Origin of the sequence: Streptomyces sp. Tu6071 (genome assembly GCF_000213055.1) — a bacterium.
In the GTDB taxonomy this organism is placed as follows: domain Bacteria; phylum Actinomycetota; class Actinomycetes; order Streptomycetales; family Streptomycetaceae; genus Streptomyces; species Streptomyces evansiae.
Genome location: NZ_CM001165.1, coordinates 1,720,788 through 1,740,206, shown reverse-complemented (window position 1 = coordinate 1,740,206; position 19,419 = coordinate 1,720,788). Strand labels below are relative to the sequence as shown.

Here is a 19,419-nt window from a genome sequence, read left to right as displayed (position 1 = left end):
TGCCTCGTTGGATCCCTCTCCTGCCGCACTCGACCTGCCGCAAGCCCTCGTCGAGTGGGTCACCATGCTCATCGTCACCCGCGAGGGTGACCGCCGCCGAAAGCTTTCGCCGTACCCGCGCGCGCTCGTCGCTCTGGTGTACCTGCGCAAGCACGACACCCTGGCCCAGCTCGATGCGGCCTTCGGCATTTCGGTCGGCACCGCCCACGCCTGCACCACCTCGGTCATCCGCGTCCTGGCCGACCGGTCCTCTGGCCTGCTGAAGACCCTGCGCGAGACAGACGCGGAGTACGTCCTGCTCGACGGGACCCTCGCCGAGTGCGACCGAGTGGGCGACGGGAATGCCGTTTACTCCCACAAACGCCGCCGCCACGCCGTGAACGTCCAGGTCCTCACCGACCCCTTCTGCCGCATCCTGTGGATCTCACCAACCCTGCCCGGCCGATGCCACGACCTGACCGCCGCCCGCACCCCCCCGCATCATCCGCATCTGCGAACGCCAAGGCATCCCGATCCTGGCCGACATGGCCCAAGGCCAACCACGCACGCTGGCCCGGCCGCCGCCACCTGCCGGTGGTCAGCGGTCAGACATCGCCAGCGGCGACGACATCAGGTGCATGTCGCCCGAGAGGATGGCCCGCTGCAGATCTTGCAGCGGGCGCCCGGGCTCGAGCCCCAGCTCGTCGTTGAGCGTCTTGCGTACCGACTGGTACGCCTTCAGCGCGTCCGCCTGCCGCTCCGAGCGGTAGAGCGCCAGCATGAGCTGGCGGTAGAACGCCTCGCACATGGGGTTCTCGGCGGTGAGGGCGTAAAGCATGCTCACCGCCTCGCGGTGCCGGCCGAGTTGGAGCTGGCACTCGACGAGCATCTCCTGGCACTCCCGGCGGATCTCGGTCAGCCAGGTCGAGAAACCGCCGATGATCGGGCCCTTGGCGCCGGTTCCGTCGCACCTGTGGCCCGGGATCGGGCCGCGCCACAGCGCGAGCGCCTGGCTGAAACAGGAGGCTGCCTCGTCCGTGCGCTGCTCGCGGAGCAACGACCTCCCCACATCGACGAGTTCGGGGAAGATCTGGGCGTCTATCTGGTCGTCGCCCTTGTGCAGCACGTAGCCCGGCGTCCGGGTCTCGACGGGGTTGCCACTCGCGCCGGCCAGTTTCAGGAACTTGCGGAGCCGGGAAACGTACACGTGCAGGCCCGCGGCGGCGCGTCGTGGCAGATTCTCGCCCCAGATCTCCCGCATCAGCTGTTCCGGGAAGACCAGATGGTCCGCCCTGATGAGCAGAACCGTGAGGACCATCTCCACTTTCTGCGCATGAAGCGTGAAGTACGTGTTCTCGTCCCGGACGCGGAGCGGGCCCAGCATCTCGTACCTCACCGGGTGCCCTCCCCCGCTGTCGTGGGTATCAGGGGACGGTGACCGCCGACCGATACGCCGGAGTGGGGGCGGTCCGACACAAGAGGGGGGAGAGAGGCAGGCACGATCTATCCCTTCGCCAGGAACGCTGACAACGTTCTCGCCACATCGCGGAGCTGGGCCCGATCATGCACGGCTCAAAGATTAAACGGCAATATAGAATAGGCGACAACGGGGCGGAATGAGACATTCTATATTCTGTGTCGCGCGTTTTTTGGACGCCAATGGTGTGGCATTTTGGAGAGGATCATTACCTCCCCTCGGTTGAATATGGCGAGACGCCGCTGACCTGGGAGATCATTAGGGCTTCGGTGACGACCGGAAACGCTCTGTTCTCTGAGGGGGGCCGGAGCAGGATTCATCGGCGCCACGATGTGTCTTGTTGTTTTCTGCCACGGGCCGTGCGGAACGCCCTAAACCGGTCGCCGCTGGACGGCGTCGGTGATCACCGCGGTCACCAACCTGTCGACGGCGTCCGTGGCCGGCGGGTCGGGGTCGCGCTGCGCGAACAGGAGATGGCCGCCACCGGTCAGGGAGAGCGTGAGCGAGTCGATGTCGACGTCGGCCGCGATACGCCCCCGGTCGCGCTCGGCGGCGAGATAGGCGGAGATGGCGCTCGAGGCCTGGGCGAGGATCGCGATGCCGCCACCGGGCATGACCTGCCGCAGCCGGGCGCGGAGCTCATCCCGGAACGTGATCAGCGGGATGATCGCCACCGGCACCGGCCCGAACAGGGTGAACAGCGCGCTGGTGAGGTTCTCCGCCACGGTGCCGGTCCCGGCCGACTCGCGCAGCGCGCTCGCCTCCTTCTCCAGCTGCCCGGCCCGGTCGAGCACGAGGTCGGTGAGGAAGGCGTCGAAGTCACTGAAATGCCGGTACAGGACGCCCTTGGCGCAGCCCGCCTCGTCGGTGACGGCCCGGCCCGTCAGGCCGTTCGGACCGCTGCGCAGGAGCACGCGCTCGGCAGCGTCGAACAACTGCTGTCTCGCGTCGCGAAGGTGCACCCCAGTCGGCACTCGCCCGTCCTCTCGTACGCCGGCCCGCCCGCGCCCGGTCGTCGCCCACTGAGCGCGCGCCCATAAAGATGGGCATCTGCTCATCTTACCGTGAGGCAACAACAACGTCTTCGGTCAGGGCGTGCAGGCGCCGACGACCCTCTGAAAGGGCCGCGCCCGCCGCGACGCGTCGAGATTTATCCGGCGACGATCCCGGCGGCGACCGCCAGACCGACCAGATGCGATTTGGTGCTGGCCCCGACACGGCGCCGCGCCTCGGTAAGGTGTTCGTCGACGGTGGTCTTCGAGATGCCGAGCCGCCGGGCGGTCTCCTTCGCCGTCAGACCCAGTGCCGCGAGCCGCACCACCTCGGTCTGTCTCGGCGTGAGCGCGTGGGCGACATCTGAGATGTCCGGTTCGAGGATGGCCATTCTGGTCCTCTCTCGTGCTCAGGCTCTGGGACGGGCTCGACGTGTTTCGGAAGTGCTCTGCGCTTTCGGAATATGACTGTGCGTCATGTCGCGGGGGCTGCGCGTTTTGCGACCATCCTGAAGGGCGCCCCTAAAGCTGTTCTTGCGCGAGTCTTGCGCCGGCCGGTCGCCGCATCGTCCCTCCGGCCCGGGTCCTCAGCGGGGGGCAGCTCCGCGCAAGACCCGGGCTAGGCCGGCTTCAGCCGCACGGGCCACACTGTGCCGGGCCGCCCGCCCGTGCATCGCGTGCCGGCCAACTACCGCCTGCCCCCGCAACGCCTACGGCGACGGCGAGGAGAACCCATGAGTAACCGGCTCGCGCACATCCTCGACGAGGTACGTCAGTACCACCGAGAGACCAGTGACGACAGGGAATTCGTCGCCGGCGTCACAGAGATCTGGCCGTCCGGGGCCGTGCTCGACGCCGCGGACAGGGCGGCCGTCGTCGAAGCGGCCCTGACCCTGCGGATCGCGGCGGGCCGATCGGCCCGCAAGTTCGAATCGGCCTTCGCCCGGCGCATGGGCCGCCGGAAGGCGCATCTCACCAACTCCGGTTCCTCGGCGAACCTCCTGGCCCTCACCGCCCTCACCTCACCCCAGCTCGAACAGCGCAGGCTCGTGCCGGGCGACGAGGTGATCACGGTGGCGGCGGGCTTCCCCACGACCGTCAACCCCATCCTGCAGAACGGCCTCGTCCCGGTCTTCGTCGACATCGACCTGCGCACGTACAACACCACCGCGGAACACGTCGAGAAAGCCATCGGGCCCCGCACCCGGGCCATCATGATCGCGCACGCCCTCGGCAACCCCTTCGAGGTGGCGGAGGTGGCCCAACTCGCCGCGGAGCACGACCTGCTGCTCATCGAGGACACCTGCGACGCGGTCGGCAGCACCTACAAGGGACAGCTCGTGGGAACCTTCGGCGACCTCGCCACCGTCAGCTTCTATCCGGCCCATCACCTGACGATGGGCGAGGGCGGCTGCGTGCTCACCTCGAACCTGGCCCTGGCCCGGATCGTTGAGTCGCTGCGGGACTGGGGCCGGGACTGCTGGTGCGAACCGGGGGAGAGCGACACCTGCCGCAAACGGTTCGGCTACCAGATGGGGACGCTGCCGACCGGCTACGACCACAAGTACATCTTCTCCCACGTGGGCTACAACCTGAAGGCGACCGATCTCCAAGCCGCACTCGGCCTGACCCAGTTGGACAAGCTCGACGACTTCTGCGCCGCGCGGCGGCGCAACTGGGGGCGGCTGCGCTCCGGTCTCGCCGAGGTGCCCTGGCTCTTGCTGCCGGAACCCACGCCCGGCAGCGACCCGAGCTGGTTCGGCTTCGTCATCACCGTCGACCCCGAAGCGCCCTTCAAGCGCGCGGAGCTCGTGGACTTCCTGGAGAGCCGCAAGATCGGCACGCGCCGGCTCTTCGCGGGCAACCTGACCCGCCACCCCGCCTATCTCGGCCGCGAGTTCCGCGTCTGCGGCGAGCTGGACAACAGCGACATCGTCACCGAGCACACCTTCTGGATCGGCGTCTACCCCGGTCTGACCGAGGAGATGATCGACTACGTCATCGCCTCCGTCACCGAGTTCGTAGGGGCCCACAGGTGACCGTGCCCAACTACATCCGGACTGAGCCGCGGCTCAAGGCCCGGCGGGCCGCCGCGTTGCCCGACCGGATCGCCCGGTCCGCGGCCGCGCCGGCCTGCGAAAGCGCGGACGAGATCCGCCAATGGATCGCGCGGCGCCGCGCGCGAACCTCGTTCGCGGTGGATCGCATCCCTTTCGAAGCGCTGGAGGACTGGTCGTTCGCCCCGGAGACCGGAAACCTCGCCCACCGCAGCGGCCGGTTCTTCACCGTGGAAGGGCTGCACGCCGCGATCGGTGAGCATCCCGAGCGGACGGAGTGGCACCAGCCCGTCATCGTGCAGTCGGAGGTCGGGATCCTGGGCATCCTCGCCCGGGAGTCCGACGGAGTGCTTCACTTTTTGATGCAGGCCAAGATGGAGCCGGGCAACCCCGGACTGCTCCAGCTCTCGCCCACCGTGCAGGCCACGTACAGCAACTACACCAAGGTGCACCAGGGCGCGGCCGTCCGCTACCTGGAGTACTTCACCGACCCCTCCCGGGGCCGCGTCCTTGCGGACGTGCTGCAGTCCGAGCACGGCGCCTGGTTCCACCGCAAGCGCAACCGCAACATGATCGTCGAGACCAGCGGGCCGGTACCCGAGCACGAGGACTTCCGCTGGCTCACCCTGCGCCAGATCCATCAGCTCCTGCGGCACGACAACACCGTGAACATGGACGCCCGTTCGGTCCTCGCAGCCCTGCCGGTGCGCGGAGCGCCACACGCGTTGCACTCGGACACGGAGCTGCTGTCCTGGCTGGCCCTGCACCGGGCCGCGATCCCCATCCGCAGCGAACGCATCCCGCTCGCCGGTGTAGCGGGCTGGACGCGCGGCGCCTCCTCGATCGACCACGACGACGACCGCTACTTCCGCACCGTGGCCGTGTCGGTACGGGCGAGCAACCGCGAAGTCGGCCACTGGACCCAGCCCTTGATCGAGCCTCGCGGTCAAGGCGTGATCGCCTTCGTCACCCGCACGTTCGCGGGCGTGCCGCACGTGCTGGCCCGGGCCCGTGCCGAAGGCGGCTCCACCGAGGTGGAGCTGGGCCCCACGGTCCAGTGCCAGCCCAGAAGCCATGCCCATCTGCCCGTCGCGGAGCGACCGCCCTTCCTCGACCTGGTCACGACGGCGCCCTCGTCGCGGGTCCGCTACAGCGCCCTGCACTCCGAGGAAGGCGGCCGTTTCCTGAACTCGGTGAGCCGCTACCTCGTCGTGGCGGCCGACGAGGGCGACGCGCCGCTCGACGCGCCGCCCGGGTTCTGCTGGGTCTCGCGGAACCAGCTCGCCGCGCTCACCCAGTACAGCCACTACGTCAACGTCCAGGCACGGACTCTGCTGTTGTGCCTGAACTCGCTGGACGGATACGCCTGAGTCGGCACCCGCTCACCGCCCGGGGCCACCGGCGAGCGGTTCCCACCAGGAGCGGTGGTCCCGGTACCAGGCAACCGTCTCGGCGAGCCCGGACTCGAAGTCGCGCCGAGGGCGGTAGCCCAGTTCGCTGCGGGCCTTGACGTCGAGGATCGAGTACCGCCGGTCGTGCCCCTTGCGATCCGCCACGTGGCGCACCTGGTCCCAGGTGCCGCCACAGGCCTTGAGCAGCAGCTCCGTCAGTTCGCGGTTGGTCAGCTCGGTGCCGCCGCCGAGGTTGTAGACCTCGCCCGGACGCCCGCCGGTGCGTACGAGATCCACCCCGCGGCAGTGGTCCTCGACGTGCAGCCACTCCCGTACGTGCTCGCCGTCGCCGTACAGCGGTACTTCGGCGCCCGTCAGCAGTCGGCAGACGAAGAGGGGGATGATCTTCTCGGGGAACTGCCGCGGCCCGTAGTTGTTGCTGCACCGGGTCACCCGGACGTCCAGGCCGTGGGTGCGGTGGTAGGAGAGAGCGACCAGATCGGAGCCCGCCTTGGACGCCGCGTAGGGGGAGGTGGGGCCGAGAGTGTCCTCCTCGGTGAAGCGGCCGGCCGCGACGGACCCGTAGACCTCGTCGGTGGACACGTGCACGAAGCGGCCGACCCCCCGGCGCAGTGCCGCGTCGAGGAGCGTCTGGGTGCCGGTCACGTTCGTACGCACGAACGCGTCCGCGCCGGCGATGGACCGGTCGACGTGGGACTCGGCCGCGAAGTGCACCACCTGGTCGGCCCGGGACATGAGGCGGTCCACCAGCGCGGCGTCGCAGATGTCTCCCTGGACGAAGCTCAGCCGCGGGTGCGTGACGTCCAGGTTGTCGATCCTGCCCGCGTAGGTCAGTTTGTCCAGCACGGTGACATGGGAGACCTCGACGGGGCCGGGCGCGAGCAGCATCCGGACGTACGCGGAACCGATGAAGCCGGCCGCGCCGGTGACCAGCAGACGCATCACTCCTCCATCAGCTCGCCGGGTGTCGGGTTGAGCTGGTGGGCGAGGGCGCTGCGCATGACGTACTGGCCGTAGGGCGAGCCGTCCATCTCGGCGCCGAGGCGGTAGCAGGCCTCCGCGCCGATGAAGCCCATGTACATGGCGATCTCTTCGACGCAGCCCAGGCTGATGCCCTGGTGATGCTGTATGTCCCGGACGAACCGGCCCGCGTCGAGCAGCGATTCGTGGGTTCCGGCGTCCAGCCAGGTGACGCCCCGGCCGAGCCACACCAGGTCGGCGCGGCCCTCGGCCAGGTACGCGCGCAGGACGTCCGTGATCTCCAGCTCACCGCGCCTGGAGGGGCGCAGCCCGCGGGCGATGTCCGTCACCGTGTCGTCGAAGAAGTACAGGCCGGGGATCGCGAGGTTGGAGCGCGGCTGCTTCGGTTTCTCCTCGATGGAGACAAGCCGGCCCTTCGCGTCGATCTCGGCGACGCCGAAGTGCTGGGGCTCGGCGACCTGGTGCCCGAAGAGGACACAGCCGCGCAGCTTGCGCACCGTTTTGCGCAGCATGGAGGGCAGCTTGGCGCCGTGGAAGAGGTTGTCACCGAGGATCAGGGCGCACTCCTCGCCCGCGATGTGCGAGGCCCCGACGAGGAAGGCGTCGGCGACACCCCGCGGCTTCTCCTGGGCCGCGTAGTCGATGCGCATGCCCAGTCTGCTGCCGTCGCCGAACAGCTTGCGGAACAGCACGAGTTCCGCGGGCCGGGCGATGATGAGCACGTCGTCGATGCCGGTGAGCATCAGCATGGACAACGGGTAGTACACCATGGGTTTGTCGTAGACCGGAGCGAGCTGTTTGGAACCCACGAGGGTGAGGGGCTGGAGCCGGGTCCCGTTGCCGCCCGCCAGGATGATGCCCTTCACCGGTGCGGATTCTTGTAGAGGGCCTGCCAGAGGTAGCTCCACGGAAGGGCGCGGCCGTCACCGACGCAGGTCCAGGCGGAGCCCGGCCGGTACCCGTCGACGAAGGCGGGAACCGCGGCCCGCACCGCCTCGCTGTCGTGGATGTCCAGCAGCTGTCGCAGGGGCCCGTTCTCCAGCGCCATCTGTACGGCCTCCTCGCCCTGCAGATAGCCGTCCAGGCTCTTGTCGATGTACTTGCCGACCGGGTTCTTCACGTAGAAGGCCGAGCAGGTCGCGTCGATCAGGTCGAGATAGGACCGGACCGTCTCCGGAGCCATCTCGGTCATCGAGTGGATGTTGATGCACAGGTCGAAACGCTCCGAGCGCAGGGAGGTGCCCGCCAGGCTCTCGACCTCGATGAAATCGATCAGCTTGAAGCGGGGCTCGTCCAGGACCTCGCGCAGATAGGCCCTGCTCAGCTCCAGCGTGTTCTTCAGATCGACGATGCAGTAGCCGGAGAGATCGTGGTTGGACATGATCATGTGGCACGTGCGTCCGTAACCGGCGCCGATCTCCAGGACCCTGGCGGCGTCCAGGTCGATCTCGCTCTCGATGAAACCGACCTCGAACGTTGCCTGCAGATAGTCCAGGCAGAGCGTCTCGCCCTGGCACCGAACCGTGGTCGGGCCGCCGACCTCCCGGTTGGGGGTCCTGCTGATCCGCGCCAGCTCCTGCGGGGTCAGCGCCATGCCCAGGTTGTAGGCCAGCGTCTTGAGGTAGCGGACCCCGTTCGTCGACGGGTCCCAGAGGGAGAGCTTGAAGTTCCTCGAGTCGGACTTCAGCTGCGTCAGGTCGGCGCCGGCGTCCTCAGTGATCCAGCGGTTCTGTATGCGCTCCCACTGGCGGCTGGCCTGGAAGTTGTGTTCCATTTCGCTCCATCCTGGTGTGACGATGCGGTGCGAACGCCTCGCGGAGCAGATCGGCGAAGGGCTCCGGGTGTTCCTGGAAACCGGTGTGTCCTGCGGGGAAGGCGGCCAGCGGGGTGTCGAGCAGCTCGGCGAGGGCCGCCGCGGTCCGGTGGTAGAGCTGCCCCCGGGACGTCGTGCCACCCGCCACGACCACGGGGACGGACGCGGTCCGCAGCGCGTCGACGTCGGGCTGGTAGCGCGTGGTGGGCTGGAGAATGCGGCCGAAGAAGCGGTCGAGGATCGCCCGGACGTCCTTCGGCGGCGTGTACAGCGCACGGGTCGACGCCTGCCCGGCCGGAGGCGGCGAGGCGAAGCCGACACCGGACAGGGCCGAGTACTTGCGCAGGGCCACGTCCCGGCGCCCTGCGGCGTAGTCCTCGCAGAGATCGTCGATGGCGGCCCGCACCTGCCGCGCGTCGGGCAGGAGCTCGGTCACCGGGGGCTCGTGCGTCACCAGGCTGCGCACCGCGTCCGGATGCCGGGCGAGCAGGGCCAGACCGGTGGTGGCTCCGCCGCTGTTGCCGAACACGTGCGCCGGTCCGGCGTCCAGCTCCGCTATCAGCCGGCGCACGTCGTCCGCGACCAGCTCGGGCGGGGCCGGCTGTTCCGGGTCGCTGAGGGTGCTGCGCAGGATGCCGCGGGGGTCGTAGGACACAACGGTGAAGTCCGCGGCGAGCAGGGTCGCGAGGGCTGTGAACCCCCTGCTGCCCATGGGCGAACCGATCATCAGGAGCAGGGGGCCGTGGCCGCGTACGTCATAGCAGAGCCGTGCTCCCGGCACGTCCAGGGTTCGGGTCGTGGTGGTGACGTGGGTCGGGCTCTCCTCGTCCGCGCCCTGCCGGGCGCCGTCCGTCGCCGCACCCATCAGTACGCTTCCTTGGCGTTGACCCAGTCCGGTACGTAGCGCTGCCCCGGCACTGGGCGGTAGTGGTCCCAGCGGGGCTTGTCGCCCGAGGGGGTGTCGCCGAGCACCACGACGCGCAGGCCCCGGCGGTGCTCGGAGTAGTCGTCGACCGCATAGTGCTGCGTGACCCTGTTGTCCCAGATCGCCACCGAGCCCGGCCGCCACTGGTAGCGGCAGGTGAACTCGGGGGAGGTGGAGAAGCGATAGAGGTACTGCAGGAGCGCGTCGCTCTCGTTCCGGTTCAGTTGCGCGATGTGCGAGGTGTGAGCCCTGTTGACGAACAGGGCCCGGCGGCCCGTCTCCGGGTGGACCCGCACGACGGGGTGCTCGGCCTGGCTGTCCAGGCCCGGAATGTGGATGGAGTGGACGGCGGTGAGCCCGTCGAGCAGATCGCGCAGCGGCGCGGACAGCCCCTCGTACGCCAGATACTGGTTCGACCACATCGTGTCGCCGCCCTGTGCGGGACCGTCCACGATCTGCAGGACGGAGCCGATGGGCGGGTTCGGGGCGTAGGTCATGTCGGTGTGCCAGATCGGGATCTTGCCGTTCTGCTCCGAGTCGATGATCTGGATCTGCGGATGCCCGTCCAGGTGAGGGAGGTAGGCGTGCTCCTCCAGCTCGCCGAACCTGCGGCCGAAGGCGATGCGCGACTCGGCCGACCAGCCTTCCTGGTCCGGAATGAAGATCACCAGGTGCTTCAACAGCAGCCGCCGCAGCTCGGCGAAGTCCGCGTCGGTGATGTCCTCGAGGCGTACGCCGTGGATCTCGGCGCCCAGCGCACTGGTGAGCGGCCTGACCTCGAAGGCCGTGGTGATGATGTCTGACACGTCAATCCCTCTGTCCGTTGTCTCGGCCTGCCGGGGTTCCACTGCCGGCCCGGTGCCCGGCAGATCGCGGGGGCGTGAACGACCGCGCTCGCAGATCGGGTACGACCCCCAACTGCACGAGCCGGTCGAACCTGGTGAGCGGGCGCATGCCGAGGCCCGACATGTTGTACGTGACCAGATAGCTCAGGCGGCGGCTTCCGGCGGTGCCGCGCATGAGGCGCCGGCCCATGATCCGGCCGCCGCGGGAGGTGCTGGTCATCATGCGCGCCGCGTTGTGACTCATGGCGTGCACGGCCTCGATCCTGCTCATCCGGTCGTCCTCGTAGCCGCGCAGCGCCCGGTCGACAGCGGGGCCGTCGGTGATGTCAACGTCCGCGAGCCGGGACGCCAGCCCCTCCGCCTCGTCGATCGAGGTGTTCATCCCCTGAGCCGCCAGGGGATGGACCACGTGCGCCGCCTCCCCGAGCAGGACGATGCCGGGCCGGACGAGCGCCGGTGCCCGGTAGTGCCAGACCGGCATCAACTGACGGTGTTCCAGGTGCGCTTGGAGCAACCCCGCGATCGGGCGCAGCGCGGGTACCTGATCAACGAGCCCCGCGCACCAGCGCCGCAGCCCGGCCGGTCCGGCCCCGCGGAGTTCGCCGGCCCCCACCTGGACGTAGACCCGGATCCGCGCGTCCGGCAGCGGATAGAGCATGACCAGGCCGCGGTCCGTGACGTGGGCCGACACCTCGTCGTCCACCGGCAGCGTGCCGGGCAGCTCGAAGGAGAGCAACCGGTGGTCGTACGCGACGGGCTCGGCGTCGATCCCCGCGAGCCCCCGCAGGCGCGAGGACATGCCGTCGGCCGCCACGACCAGGCGGGCCCGGATGTCTACGGCCGTGCCGTCCACCGTGGCGCGCACCCCCGAGACACGGCCCCCGCCGTCCGTGGCGAGCTCCTTGGCCAGCACACCGCGGCGCAGACGCACCGTCGGGCCGAGCGAGGCGGCCATGCACTCCAGAATCGTCGAGTAGCCGTGGGCGAGCATCCAGGGCCGCTCGCCGCCGAGCGTCGCGAAGTCCATCGCCATCAGCTCCTCCCCGTCGGCTGTGCGGGCGACGAGGCGGCTCAGCCGGACCGCCCTCCTGGCTTCGAGGTGGCCGAGCGAGCCCCACGTGTGCAGGGAGTCCAGGGACCCGGGCTGGAGCACCTCGCCCTTCCAGAGCGAGGGCTGGGTCTGCCGCTTGTCCACCAGGGTCACCCGCAGACCCACTCGGCCGAGGGCGCAGGCCGCCGCCGTCCCGGCGACCCCGGAACCGCAGATCAGCACGTCGGTGTCGAAGGCGGTGTCCGGCTGTCCGGTCGTCACGACGCCTCCCGTCGCGCCACCGGGCCGGCAGCGAGAGCGCTGCGGTAGGCGCCCAACGCCCGCAGTACGAGCCCGTTCCCGATCAGGCCGTCCGCGTAGTAGGCCAGACGCCGGATGTGCAGACAGACCGGGTTCGCGTCCCAGAGGCCGTCGTCGCCCTGCGCCGAGACGATCCATTCCGCCGCCCGCCGCAGCCGGTCGTCCTGGGCGGGCAGACCGGCGGCGAGCAGGCCGCGCAGGGCCCAGGCGGTCTCCTCGACGGTGCCCCGCGACGGATCGTCGCCGGGCGTGCCGGTATCGCCCGGGCCCCAGGAACCGTCGGCCAACTGTCCTGCCAGGAGCGCTTCGCGGGCGCGCCGCGCCGCGGGGTGGTCGCCCACTCCGCCGCGGGCCAGGGCCACGAGCGCCGTCGCCGTCGCCGCGGTGAGGCCCCGATACCACAGGGCCTCGTAGGTGCCGTCCGGCCGTTGGGCTGCGAGCAGCCAGTCCAGGGCCTTGGCGATCCGGGGGTCGCCGCGGGACAGACCGCCGTCGAGCAGGGACTCGACGCACTGGGCCGTCGTGTAGGGGCAAGGGCCGTCGTTGGCGAGTGTGGTGTCCGGGACGAAGGTCCCCCACGAGCCCCGGCCGTCCTGCCGCGAGACGAGCCAGTCGAGACCGGTCCGCAGGTGTTCCGCGGGCTCCTCGCGGCTGGCGGGGGTGAGCGCGGCCAGCACATTGGCGCTGTCCAGGAAGTTCGGCCACCCGTGGGGGCCTTCCCAGCCCCAGCCGCCCGGCGGGGCGTCGTAGAGGGGGAACGCCTGGTCCTGCTGGCACCCGCGCAGCCACTGCCGGGCCCGGGCCAGCCGCGGATCGTCCCGGTAACCGGCGTCCGCCAGGCCGCGGGCGACGTAGGACCCGCCGATCAGGTCGAGCCCCTGCATGATGTGCCAGGAGCCGTCGGGCCGTACGTTCGAGCGCAGGTAGTCGACGGTGGCGGCGATCATGTGCGCGGGGGCCCCGGTGCGGCACAGGCCGATACAGACCACGGCGGCGAGCCAGTTGTCCCCGCCGTATCCTCCGCGGTCGTTCTCCCCGCGCTCCATCTCCTGGAGCAGGCGCAGCGCGGTCGGCCGGGCCAGCCGATGCAGGAGCCCTCCGACGCCCTTCGGGGCGGCGTCGTGTGCCTGGATGAACGCCATGGCCACGAAGGGCGCGGCCCGGAAGGAGAGCCGCGGCCGCCAGAGCCGCCGGGGCAGCAGCAACAACTCCAGGGGGATGCGCCGCGATCCGTGCAGGCTCCGCAGCCCGGCGAGGGCGAGGAACGTCGTGGCCATGTGGACCATCCCGGGGTCGGCGAGCGACTCCACACCGCCGAGCGACCTGATCAGGTCCAGCGCACGCCGCGCAGGCTCCCCGGCCGTTCGCGGAGCCGTCAGCGTGAGGGCCGACGCCGTCACCACGGTGGGCACCAACTGCGAGGCGGCGCGGGGCACACCGCCCCAGCCGCCGTCCGCGTTCTGGGCGGCCACCAGCCACTGTGCCCCCCGCTCGATCAGATCGCGTGAGCGCTCCGGGTCGGCGAGGTGCAGGGCGACCACGGCGCCGGCGGTCCCCAGGACCGCGGTGGGGCGACGGTTCGGCCAGGAACCCTCTGGACGCTGGATCGCGAACAGCGCCTGCGCGGCGCGCGCGACCGAGCTGTCCACTCGGCTGTCCACGTCTGAGCACAAAACGAACCGTCCTCCTCAGGAAAAGCGGGCCGGTGCCGCCGCGTCCCCGTCGGGGCGGGCGGGAACGCCGTGCGGGAACTCGTGCCGGGCACGCATGGCCTGCTGGGTGCCGAGCGTGACGGCGAGCATCGGAGCGAGAATCCCGATTGCGACGAGACCGCCGAGGCCCGGTACCAGGAACACGGCAGCCAGCACCATCCGTTCGACGACCAGGACCTCGTGCGACCGCAGGGCGAGATGGGCCGGGGGCTCGGGTCCGGACGCGTACAGCATGCCGAAGGCACCGCCGCCGAGTCCCGCCGCGACCAGGAGCGTCACGAGGCCGCCCTCCCGGTCCCCCGCCATGGTGAGCAGGCCCGCCGCGGCCGCGGAGACGGCCAGCGCGTAGAGCCCCGCCGCCGTCCGGACGGCTGTCCGGGGCCCGCGGCGGACCGGGAAGGTGGCGTATCCGCCAGCGCGGTCACCGGCGACGTCGCGCAGCGTGCCGACGAGATTGGACGCGGCGTCGTGCGCCCAGAACACCGGGACGAACAGGAGGATGCGCACCGGAGGGAGGTCCGAGGCCGTCATTGCCCCGAAGACGAGCGCCCCGCCGGTCAGCGATCCGCGCACCAGATTGCCCAGCAGCCCCCTGGCCTTGAAGAAGCCGTTGTAGGCCAGCGCCCCGCCGATACCGGCCGCGGTCACCATGAGGGTGCGGTAGTTGACGACGGCCGCCGTGACGACGGCGGCCGCGGCCAGGACAGTGCCGCAGCAGACCGCCGTGCGGGGGCGGATCAGACCCGAGGGAATGGGCCGTTGCGGTTTGCTGACCGCGTCGAGCTCGCGGTCGAGATAGTCGCCGAGATAGTGCGCCGCGACCCAGATCAAGGTGGGCACGGCCCAGGCCGCCACCATCCGCGCGTCGTCGCGCCGGTCGCTGGTGATGGCGTGTCCGGCTAGGCCGACCAGGCCCACGTACCAGAGCGTGTACGGCCGCCAGGTGCGTACATGGGCCATGAGCGTGGCACCGAGCCCGTGCCCGCCCACCTCAGGCGCTCCTCGTCGCAGGACGGTCCGCGACGCTGCCGGCCGGCACGCCGCCGTTCACCGTCGGGTCGGGCGTCCACAGCCGGTCCGTCGCCGCGCCGACGGTGTGGCTCAGGGTGCCGATCCCTGCAAGGGACACCTCGACCCGATCGCCCACCGACAGGGGGCCCGAGCCGGTCGGGGTCCCGGTGAGGATCACATCGCCGGGAAGCAGAGACATGTGCCGGCTGACCACCGCGACGATCTCGTGCACCGGGGTGAGCAGGCCGCGGGTGCCGCCGTCCTGGCGGACCTCGCCGTTGACCCGGCAGGTGATCGGTACGTCCGCCGGGTCGAGATCGGTGGTCAGCCACGGCCCCAGCGGCGTGAAGGTGTCGAAGTGCTTCGCCCAGACCGGCGGGTGCCCGCTCGGTTCCTCCGGGGCCCTGCGCACGTACGCGGTGAGGTCGTCGGCGCAGGTGTATCCCGCCACGACCTCCGCCGCGCGCTCTGCGGGGACACCCTTGCAGGCCGTCCCGATCACCACCGCTAACTCGGCCTCGTGCCGCAGCTCCCAGGGCTCTCCGGGGTGGCCGACCACGGCTCCGTGCCCGACCAGCGTCGACGGCGGCTTGAGTACAACGGAGCAGGCCGCGGGGTTCGCAGGGCGCCCGGGGCCGGTCGGCGACCCCTGCGGCGCGTAGTTGAGCGCGACACAGGCGATCTTGGTCGGCTCGGCGGGTGGCAGCAGCGTGACCTCGCTGAGCGGACGCGCCGGACCGATGCCCCCGACCCAGCGCCGGGCCCGGCCGTCGTACCGTACGGGCGCGAGGAGATCACCGTTCTCTTCGTGTACGACGCGCCCGTACCCGCGCCGGCCGTGGTCGGTGTATCTGCAGATCAACACCTGTGTGCTCCCTGTTCACCAGTGCAGACGGTGGGTCTTACCAGGCGACCGGCAGCTCCTCGAGGCCCAGCGTCACGTGCCCGCCCCGCCAGCCGAGGCTCTCGAGCGGCACGGCCGGCCGCAGGTCCGGCAAACGCCGTAGGAGCGTCGAGAAGGCCGTCTTGAGTTCGAGCCGTGCCAGGGCCGCCCCCAGGCAGTGGTGCGCGCCATAGCCGAACGCGAGATGCGGGTTCGGCCCGCGCGTGACGTCGCAGCGTTCGCTGTCGGGGAAGACCGTCTCGTCGCGGTTGGCCGCGTTGACCGACACCTGGACCAGATCGCCCGCGCGGATCTCCTGCCCGCCCAGCCGCACCGTCCGGGTGGCCACCTGGACGCGGTTGACGTCGATGACGGGCTGGTAGCGCAGGATTTCCTCGACTGCGGGGACGACGAGGTCCGGGTCGGCGCGCACCTTGTCCAGCTGAGCCGGGTTGCGGAACAGCCGCACCATCCCGGCGCCGATCGCGGTCTGGGTCGTTTCCAGGCCGCCCGCGAGCACCACGACGGTCAGCGACAGCAGCTCCTCCATGGACAGCGCGTCCTCGCTGTCGTGGGCGTGGACCAGCCTGGTCAGGATGGACGTCTCCGGTGCGAGCCCGCCTCGCGCCGCCGCGCGTTCGACCGGCACCCGACGAGCGATGTAGGCACTCAATTCCTGCCACGCCCGCTGGTCGGGGCCGCCCTCGCCGAGTCTGGTGATGCGCTCGCACCAGCCGCTCAGCACCTGCCGGTCCTCGACGGGGAAGCCGAGCAGCTCGCAGATGGCGAGGGCGGGCAGCGGAACGGCGAGATGCGCCACGAGGTCCGCCGGTGGCCCCGTCTCCTCCATGGCGTCGATCAGTTCGTCCGTCCACGCCTGGATGCGGGGCCTCATGGCCTCGATCCGCCGGACGGTGAAAGCCTTGGAGACCAGGGCGCGCAGTTCGTTGTGGGGGCGGCCGTCCATGTTCACCGACCGTGCGCCGTCCGGTGTTTCGCCGGCCTGCCGGGCGCGCTCACCCATGACGTCCCGGGTGAAGCTCCGGTCGCTCAGCACGGTCCGGACGTCTTCGTTACGGGTGACCAGCCAGGCTTCTTGCCCATCTGCCAGCAGCACCCGCGGAAGCGTTTCCTGGCGGCTCAGTTCGACCAGGCGCGGCTGCAGTTCGCCCGCGGAGTCCGCGGAACTGAGAAAATCAAGAACACGGTCCATCGTCGGAAATCCGATCTGGGTGATCCGCGTGAAAGGGAGCCCTCATGGCTTCGCGTGGGCGGCTCGGGCGGCCCTCGCAACGTGGCATCACCCTGGCAGCTGCCCTCGGTGCCGACAAGCCCTCATTAGTGGGGGAGTTCGCCGGTGACGTAGCACGCGCGATCGCGGCATGGCCATCCCTAACTTTTCCCAGTTGTCGATGCCCGGGCCGTCCGACATCGTGACCACTCGAATATGGAAAGGCGGTACAGCCTGTGCCCGACACGCGAGTCTCTTTCTCCGAGGACGCCTTCTCCAACGACGGATTCTCCGAGGACCAGCTTTCCCGACAACGCCGGGTGGCGGAGGGTTTCGGCGCGGACGCCGCACGTTATGACCGGACCCGGCCCAGCTATCCGGAAGGACTGCTCCACCGCATCGTCGGAGCCCGCACCGGGCTCGACGTCCTCGACGTCGGCTGCGGTACGGGTATCTTGGCGCGGCAGTTCCAGGCGGCCGGCTGCACGGTGCTCGGAGTGGAACCGGACCCGCGGATGGCCGGGTTCGCCCGGGGGCGCGGGCTGGAGGTCGAGGAGTCGACGTTCGAGGACTGGAAACCGGCGGGCCGGTCCTTCGACGCGGTCGTCGCCGGGCAGACCTGGCACTGGCTGGACCCGGCGGTCGGGGCGGTGAGGGCGGCTCAGGCGCTGCGCCCCGGTGGGCAGCTGACGGTCTTCTGGAACGCGGAGGTCCCGCCGCCCCAGGTGCTGCGGTCCTTCGGTGAGATCTACCGGAGGGTGGTGCCCGACTCGCTCGTCGCACGCCAGTGGACGGCCAGCACCCTCGACGGATACACGATGCTGAGCGGCAAGGCGGCCGACGGGATGCAGCAGGCCGGTGTCTTCGACGCGGCGCAGGAGTGGCGCTTCCACTGGGAGAAGTCCTACACCCGGGACGAGTGGCTGGACCAGATGCCCACCCACGGCGACCTCGGCCAGCACTCCGCGGACCAAGTGGCGAAGGTGCGGGAGGGCATCAGCGCCGTCATCGACGCCATGGGCGGCGGCTTCACCATGGGCTACACCACGGTCGCGGTGAACGCGGCGCTGATCCTCGCGTGAGCGCGTACGAAGGGACGACCGAGATGACGGCGAGCGAAGAAGGGACCCGGCTGGCCGACCAGTCCGCCGATGCCGCGACGATGCTCGCCTGGTTCCGGCGGATGCGGGAGAGCGAACCCGTCAGCCATGACGAGGAAGCCGGTGTGTGGCACGTCTTCCGCCACGCCGACGTGGAGCGCGTCCTCGCTGATCCAGGCACCTTCTCCTCCGACTTCAGCTCGTTCATGCCGGCGCAGGAAGACGTGGACCGCTTCATCAAGGGCAACCTCCTGCGCAAGGACCCGCCCCAGCACCGCAAGCTGCGCACCCTGGTGAGCAAGGCCTTCACCCCGGGAGTGGTCGCGCGACTCGCCCCGCGAATCGAGGTGATCGCCGACGAACTGCTGGACGCGAAGGCCGGCGCCGACCAGTTGGAACTGGTCGCGGACCTGGCGTCCCCCCTTCCCGTCACCGTGATCGCCGAACTGCTGGGCATCCCCGCCGAGGACCGCCCGATGTTCGGGCGTTGGGCCGACTCCCTGGTCGCCCCGGAGAGCCAGACGTCCTTCATACCGAACGAGGACCGCACGAAGGCCATGGCGGTCGTCATGCGGGAGATGAACGCCTACTGCCTGGAGCACATCCGCCGGCGGCGGGCCGCGCCGAGCCAGGACCTGGTCAGCAAGCTCGTGGCGGCGGAGGTGGACGGCCAGCGCCTGGACGACGACGAGATCATCGGATTCGTGGGGCTGCTGCTGCTCGCCGGACACATCACGACCACCGCGCTGCTGACCAACGTCATCCTGTGTCTGGATGAGTTCCCGGACATCGCCGCGGCACTCCGCGCGGACCCGAGCGCCCTGCCCGGCGCCATCGAGGAGGTACTGCGCTTCCGTACCCCCTTGGCTCCGAGCATGCGCAGGACGACGCGAGAAGTCCGGGTCGGCGAGCACACCGTACCGGCGGGCAGGATCTTGCTCGCCTGGCTGGCCTCGGCCAACCGGGACGAGCGGCAGTTCACGGCGCCGGACACCTTCGACATCCACCGCGCACCCAATCCGCACCTGAGTCTCGGCCACGGGATCCACTTCTGCCTGGGAGCACCGCTCGCCCGCCTCGAGGTGCGGATCGCCGTGGAGAAGATGCTCGGCCGCTGGAGCGGGATAACGGTCGCGGACGGCGTCGAGTGCCACGACGCGCGCGGCATCGTCGGAGCCAAGAAGCTTCCGCTGCGCCTGCGTTGGGCCTGACGGCCCCCAGAAGTGAGGGTACTGCCCGGCGAACAGGGGTGCGAGGATAAGGCGCATCCTCCGTAGAACAGCACGAGAAGGTTGTCTCCCCCGCCGCGTCGGGGAATGACGCACCCTTCGTCAGGAGGAGCGAGGTTCTGTGGGCATGGTCACGGAGAATTCAGAGCCAGTCGATCCCGTTGGCGTTCTCGCTCGACTCGACTCGCTCCTCAGGGAAGTCTGGGACGACCTGCCCGCCGATGTGCCGGTGGATCGCGACGCGTCGTTCCTCAGCCTCGGCGTCGATTCGCTGACGCTGGTTCTGCTGCTCGACAAAGTAGGCGCGGAATTCGACATCGACTGGGAGACCGAGGTGTCACCGGGCGCCGCCAGTTCGCTGCGCTCGATCTCGGATCTGGTCGTGCGAAGGCGCTCCGACAACGCCGTTTGAAAAGGGGGG

General features: G+C 70.1%; 18 protein-coding genes and 1 pseudogene. 6 read left to right on the top strand and 13 right to left on the bottom strand.

The window, feature by feature from the left end; all coding sequences use genetic code 11:
• Positions 1-7 precede the first annotated feature (7 nt).
• Positions 8-530: pseudogene (locus tag STTU_RS32805) on the top strand (transposase family protein); the annotation flags it as partial.
• A 47-nt stretch (positions 531-577) separates the two neighbouring features.
• Here the strand turns inward: STTU_RS32805 and STTU_RS07080 are convergent.
• From STTU_RS07080 to STTU_RS07070, 3 genes are all read right to left on the bottom strand, one after another.
• Complete coding sequence (locus STTU_RS07080) at positions 578-1,375, bottom strand: AfsR/SARP family transcriptional regulator (RefSeq protein ID WP_007821239.1); 798 nt, start codon at positions 1,373-1,375, stop codon at positions 578-580.
• 452 nt (positions 1,376-1,827) lie between these two features.
• Positions 1,828-2,430, bottom strand: coding sequence for a TetR/AcrR family transcriptional regulator (locus STTU_RS07075; protein WP_007821237.1), 603 nt, complete (start codon positions 2,428-2,430; stop codon positions 1,828-1,830).
• Positions 2,431-2,606: 176 nt separating this feature from the next.
• Positions 2,607-2,840 carry a helix-turn-helix domain-containing protein gene (locus STTU_RS07070; protein ID WP_007821235.1) on the bottom strand — a complete coding sequence of 78 codons (234 nt, stop codon included), beginning with the start codon at positions 2,838-2,840 and terminating at the stop codon, positions 2,607-2,609.
• 342 nt (positions 2,841-3,182) lie between these two features.
• Here STTU_RS07070 and rfbH point away from each other — a divergent pair, with 342 nt between their 5' ends.
• Positions 3,183-4,487, top strand: a complete 1,305-nt coding sequence (rfbH, locus tag STTU_RS07065) for a lipopolysaccharide biosynthesis protein RfbH (protein ID WP_007821233.1) — start codon at positions 3,183-3,185, stop codon at positions 4,485-4,487.
• Entirely contained in the window at positions 4,484-5,875 is a 1,392-nt protein-coding gene (locus STTU_RS07060) for an NDP-hexose 2,3-dehydratase family protein (RefSeq protein ID WP_007821231.1), read from the top strand. Before rfbH ends, STTU_RS07060 begins: the two co-directional genes overlap by 4 nt.
• Before the next feature lie 12 nt (positions 5,876-5,887).
• On the opposite strand, the gene rfbB is transcribed toward STTU_RS07060, so the two are convergent.
• Genes rfbB through STTU_RS07010 form a run of 10 tightly spaced genes read right to left on the bottom strand, consistent with a single transcriptional unit; the run spans position 5,888 to position 16,651 of the window.
• Complete coding sequence (rfbB, locus tag STTU_RS07055; RefSeq protein WP_007821229.1) at positions 5,888-6,859, bottom strand: dTDP-glucose 4,6-dehydratase; 972 nt, start codon at positions 6,857-6,859, stop codon at positions 5,888-5,890.
• The gene (rfbA, locus tag STTU_RS07050) at positions 6,859-7,764 is read right to left on the bottom strand and encodes a glucose-1-phosphate thymidylyltransferase RfbA (RefSeq protein WP_007821227.1); all 906 of its coding nucleotides are present in this window, start codon (positions 7,762-7,764) and stop codon (positions 6,859-6,861) included. Before rfbA ends, rfbB begins: the two co-directional genes overlap by 1 nt.
• Positions 7,761-8,672, bottom strand: a complete 912-nt coding sequence (locus STTU_RS07045) for a putative sugar O-methyltransferase (RefSeq protein WP_007821225.1) — start codon at positions 8,670-8,672, stop codon at positions 7,761-7,763. Before STTU_RS07045 ends, rfbA begins: the two co-directional genes overlap by 4 nt.
• Positions 8,611-9,576: an alpha/beta fold hydrolase gene (locus tag STTU_RS07040; protein WP_007821223.1), complete on the bottom strand. Its 966-nt coding sequence runs from the start codon at positions 9,574-9,576 to the stop codon at positions 8,611-8,613. Before STTU_RS07040 ends, STTU_RS07045 begins: the two co-directional genes overlap by 62 nt.
• Positions 9,576-10,442: a TauD/TfdA dioxygenase family protein gene (locus tag STTU_RS07035; protein ID WP_007821221.1), complete on the bottom strand. Its 867-nt coding sequence runs from the start codon at positions 10,440-10,442 to the stop codon at positions 9,576-9,578. Before STTU_RS07035 ends, STTU_RS07040 begins: the two co-directional genes overlap by 1 nt.
• Position 10,443: 1 nt before the next feature.
• A complete protein-coding gene (locus STTU_RS07030; protein WP_007821219.1) occupies positions 10,444-11,793 on the bottom strand; it encodes an FAD-dependent oxidoreductase in 1,350 nt (449 codons plus the stop codon).
• Positions 11,790-13,493 carry a prenyltransferase/squalene oxidase repeat-containing protein gene (locus tag STTU_RS07025; protein ID WP_234019184.1) on the bottom strand — a complete coding sequence of 568 codons (1,704 nt, stop codon included), beginning with the start codon at positions 13,491-13,493 and terminating at the stop codon, positions 11,790-11,792. Before STTU_RS07025 ends, STTU_RS07030 begins: the two co-directional genes overlap by 4 nt.
• Before the next feature lie 27 nt (positions 13,494-13,520).
• The gene (locus tag STTU_RS07020; RefSeq protein ID WP_063894633.1) at positions 13,521-14,504 is read right to left on the bottom strand and encodes a UbiA family prenyltransferase; all 984 of its coding nucleotides are present in this window, start codon (positions 14,502-14,504) and stop codon (positions 13,521-13,523) included.
• Positions 14,505-14,535: 31 nt separating this feature from the next.
• On the bottom strand, positions 14,536-15,420 hold the full coding sequence (locus STTU_RS07015) for a fumarylacetoacetate hydrolase family protein (protein ID WP_007821211.1): 885 nt from the start codon (positions 15,418-15,420) through the stop codon (positions 14,536-14,538).
• A 37-nt stretch (positions 15,421-15,457) separates the two neighbouring features.
• Complete coding sequence (locus tag STTU_RS07010; RefSeq protein ID WP_007821210.1) at positions 15,458-16,651, bottom strand: cytochrome P450; 1,194 nt, start codon at positions 16,649-16,651, stop codon at positions 15,458-15,460.
• A gap of 254 nt (positions 16,652-16,905) precedes the next feature.
• Here STTU_RS07010 and STTU_RS07005 point away from each other — a divergent pair, with 254 nt between their 5' ends.
• The 3 genes from STTU_RS07005 to STTU_RS06995 all read left to right on the top strand — a co-directional run bounded on the left by STTU_RS07005 (position 16,906) and on the right by STTU_RS06995 (position 19,410).
• Complete coding sequence (locus STTU_RS07005) at positions 16,906-17,751, top strand: class I SAM-dependent methyltransferase (RefSeq protein WP_007821209.1); 846 nt, start codon at positions 16,906-16,908, stop codon at positions 17,749-17,751.
• Positions 17,748-18,980, top strand: a complete 1,233-nt coding sequence (locus STTU_RS07000) for a cytochrome P450 (protein WP_234019183.1) — start codon at positions 17,748-17,750, stop codon at positions 18,978-18,980. The genes STTU_RS07005 and STTU_RS07000 overlap by 4 nt, the downstream gene beginning before the upstream one ends.
• Positions 18,981-19,125: 145 nt before the next feature.
• Positions 19,126-19,410 (top strand): phosphopantetheine-binding protein, encoded by a 285-nt coding sequence (locus STTU_RS06995; RefSeq protein WP_158678788.1) that lies wholly within the window; start codon positions 19,126-19,128, stop codon positions 19,408-19,410.
• Positions 19,411-19,419: the final 9 nt, after the last annotated feature.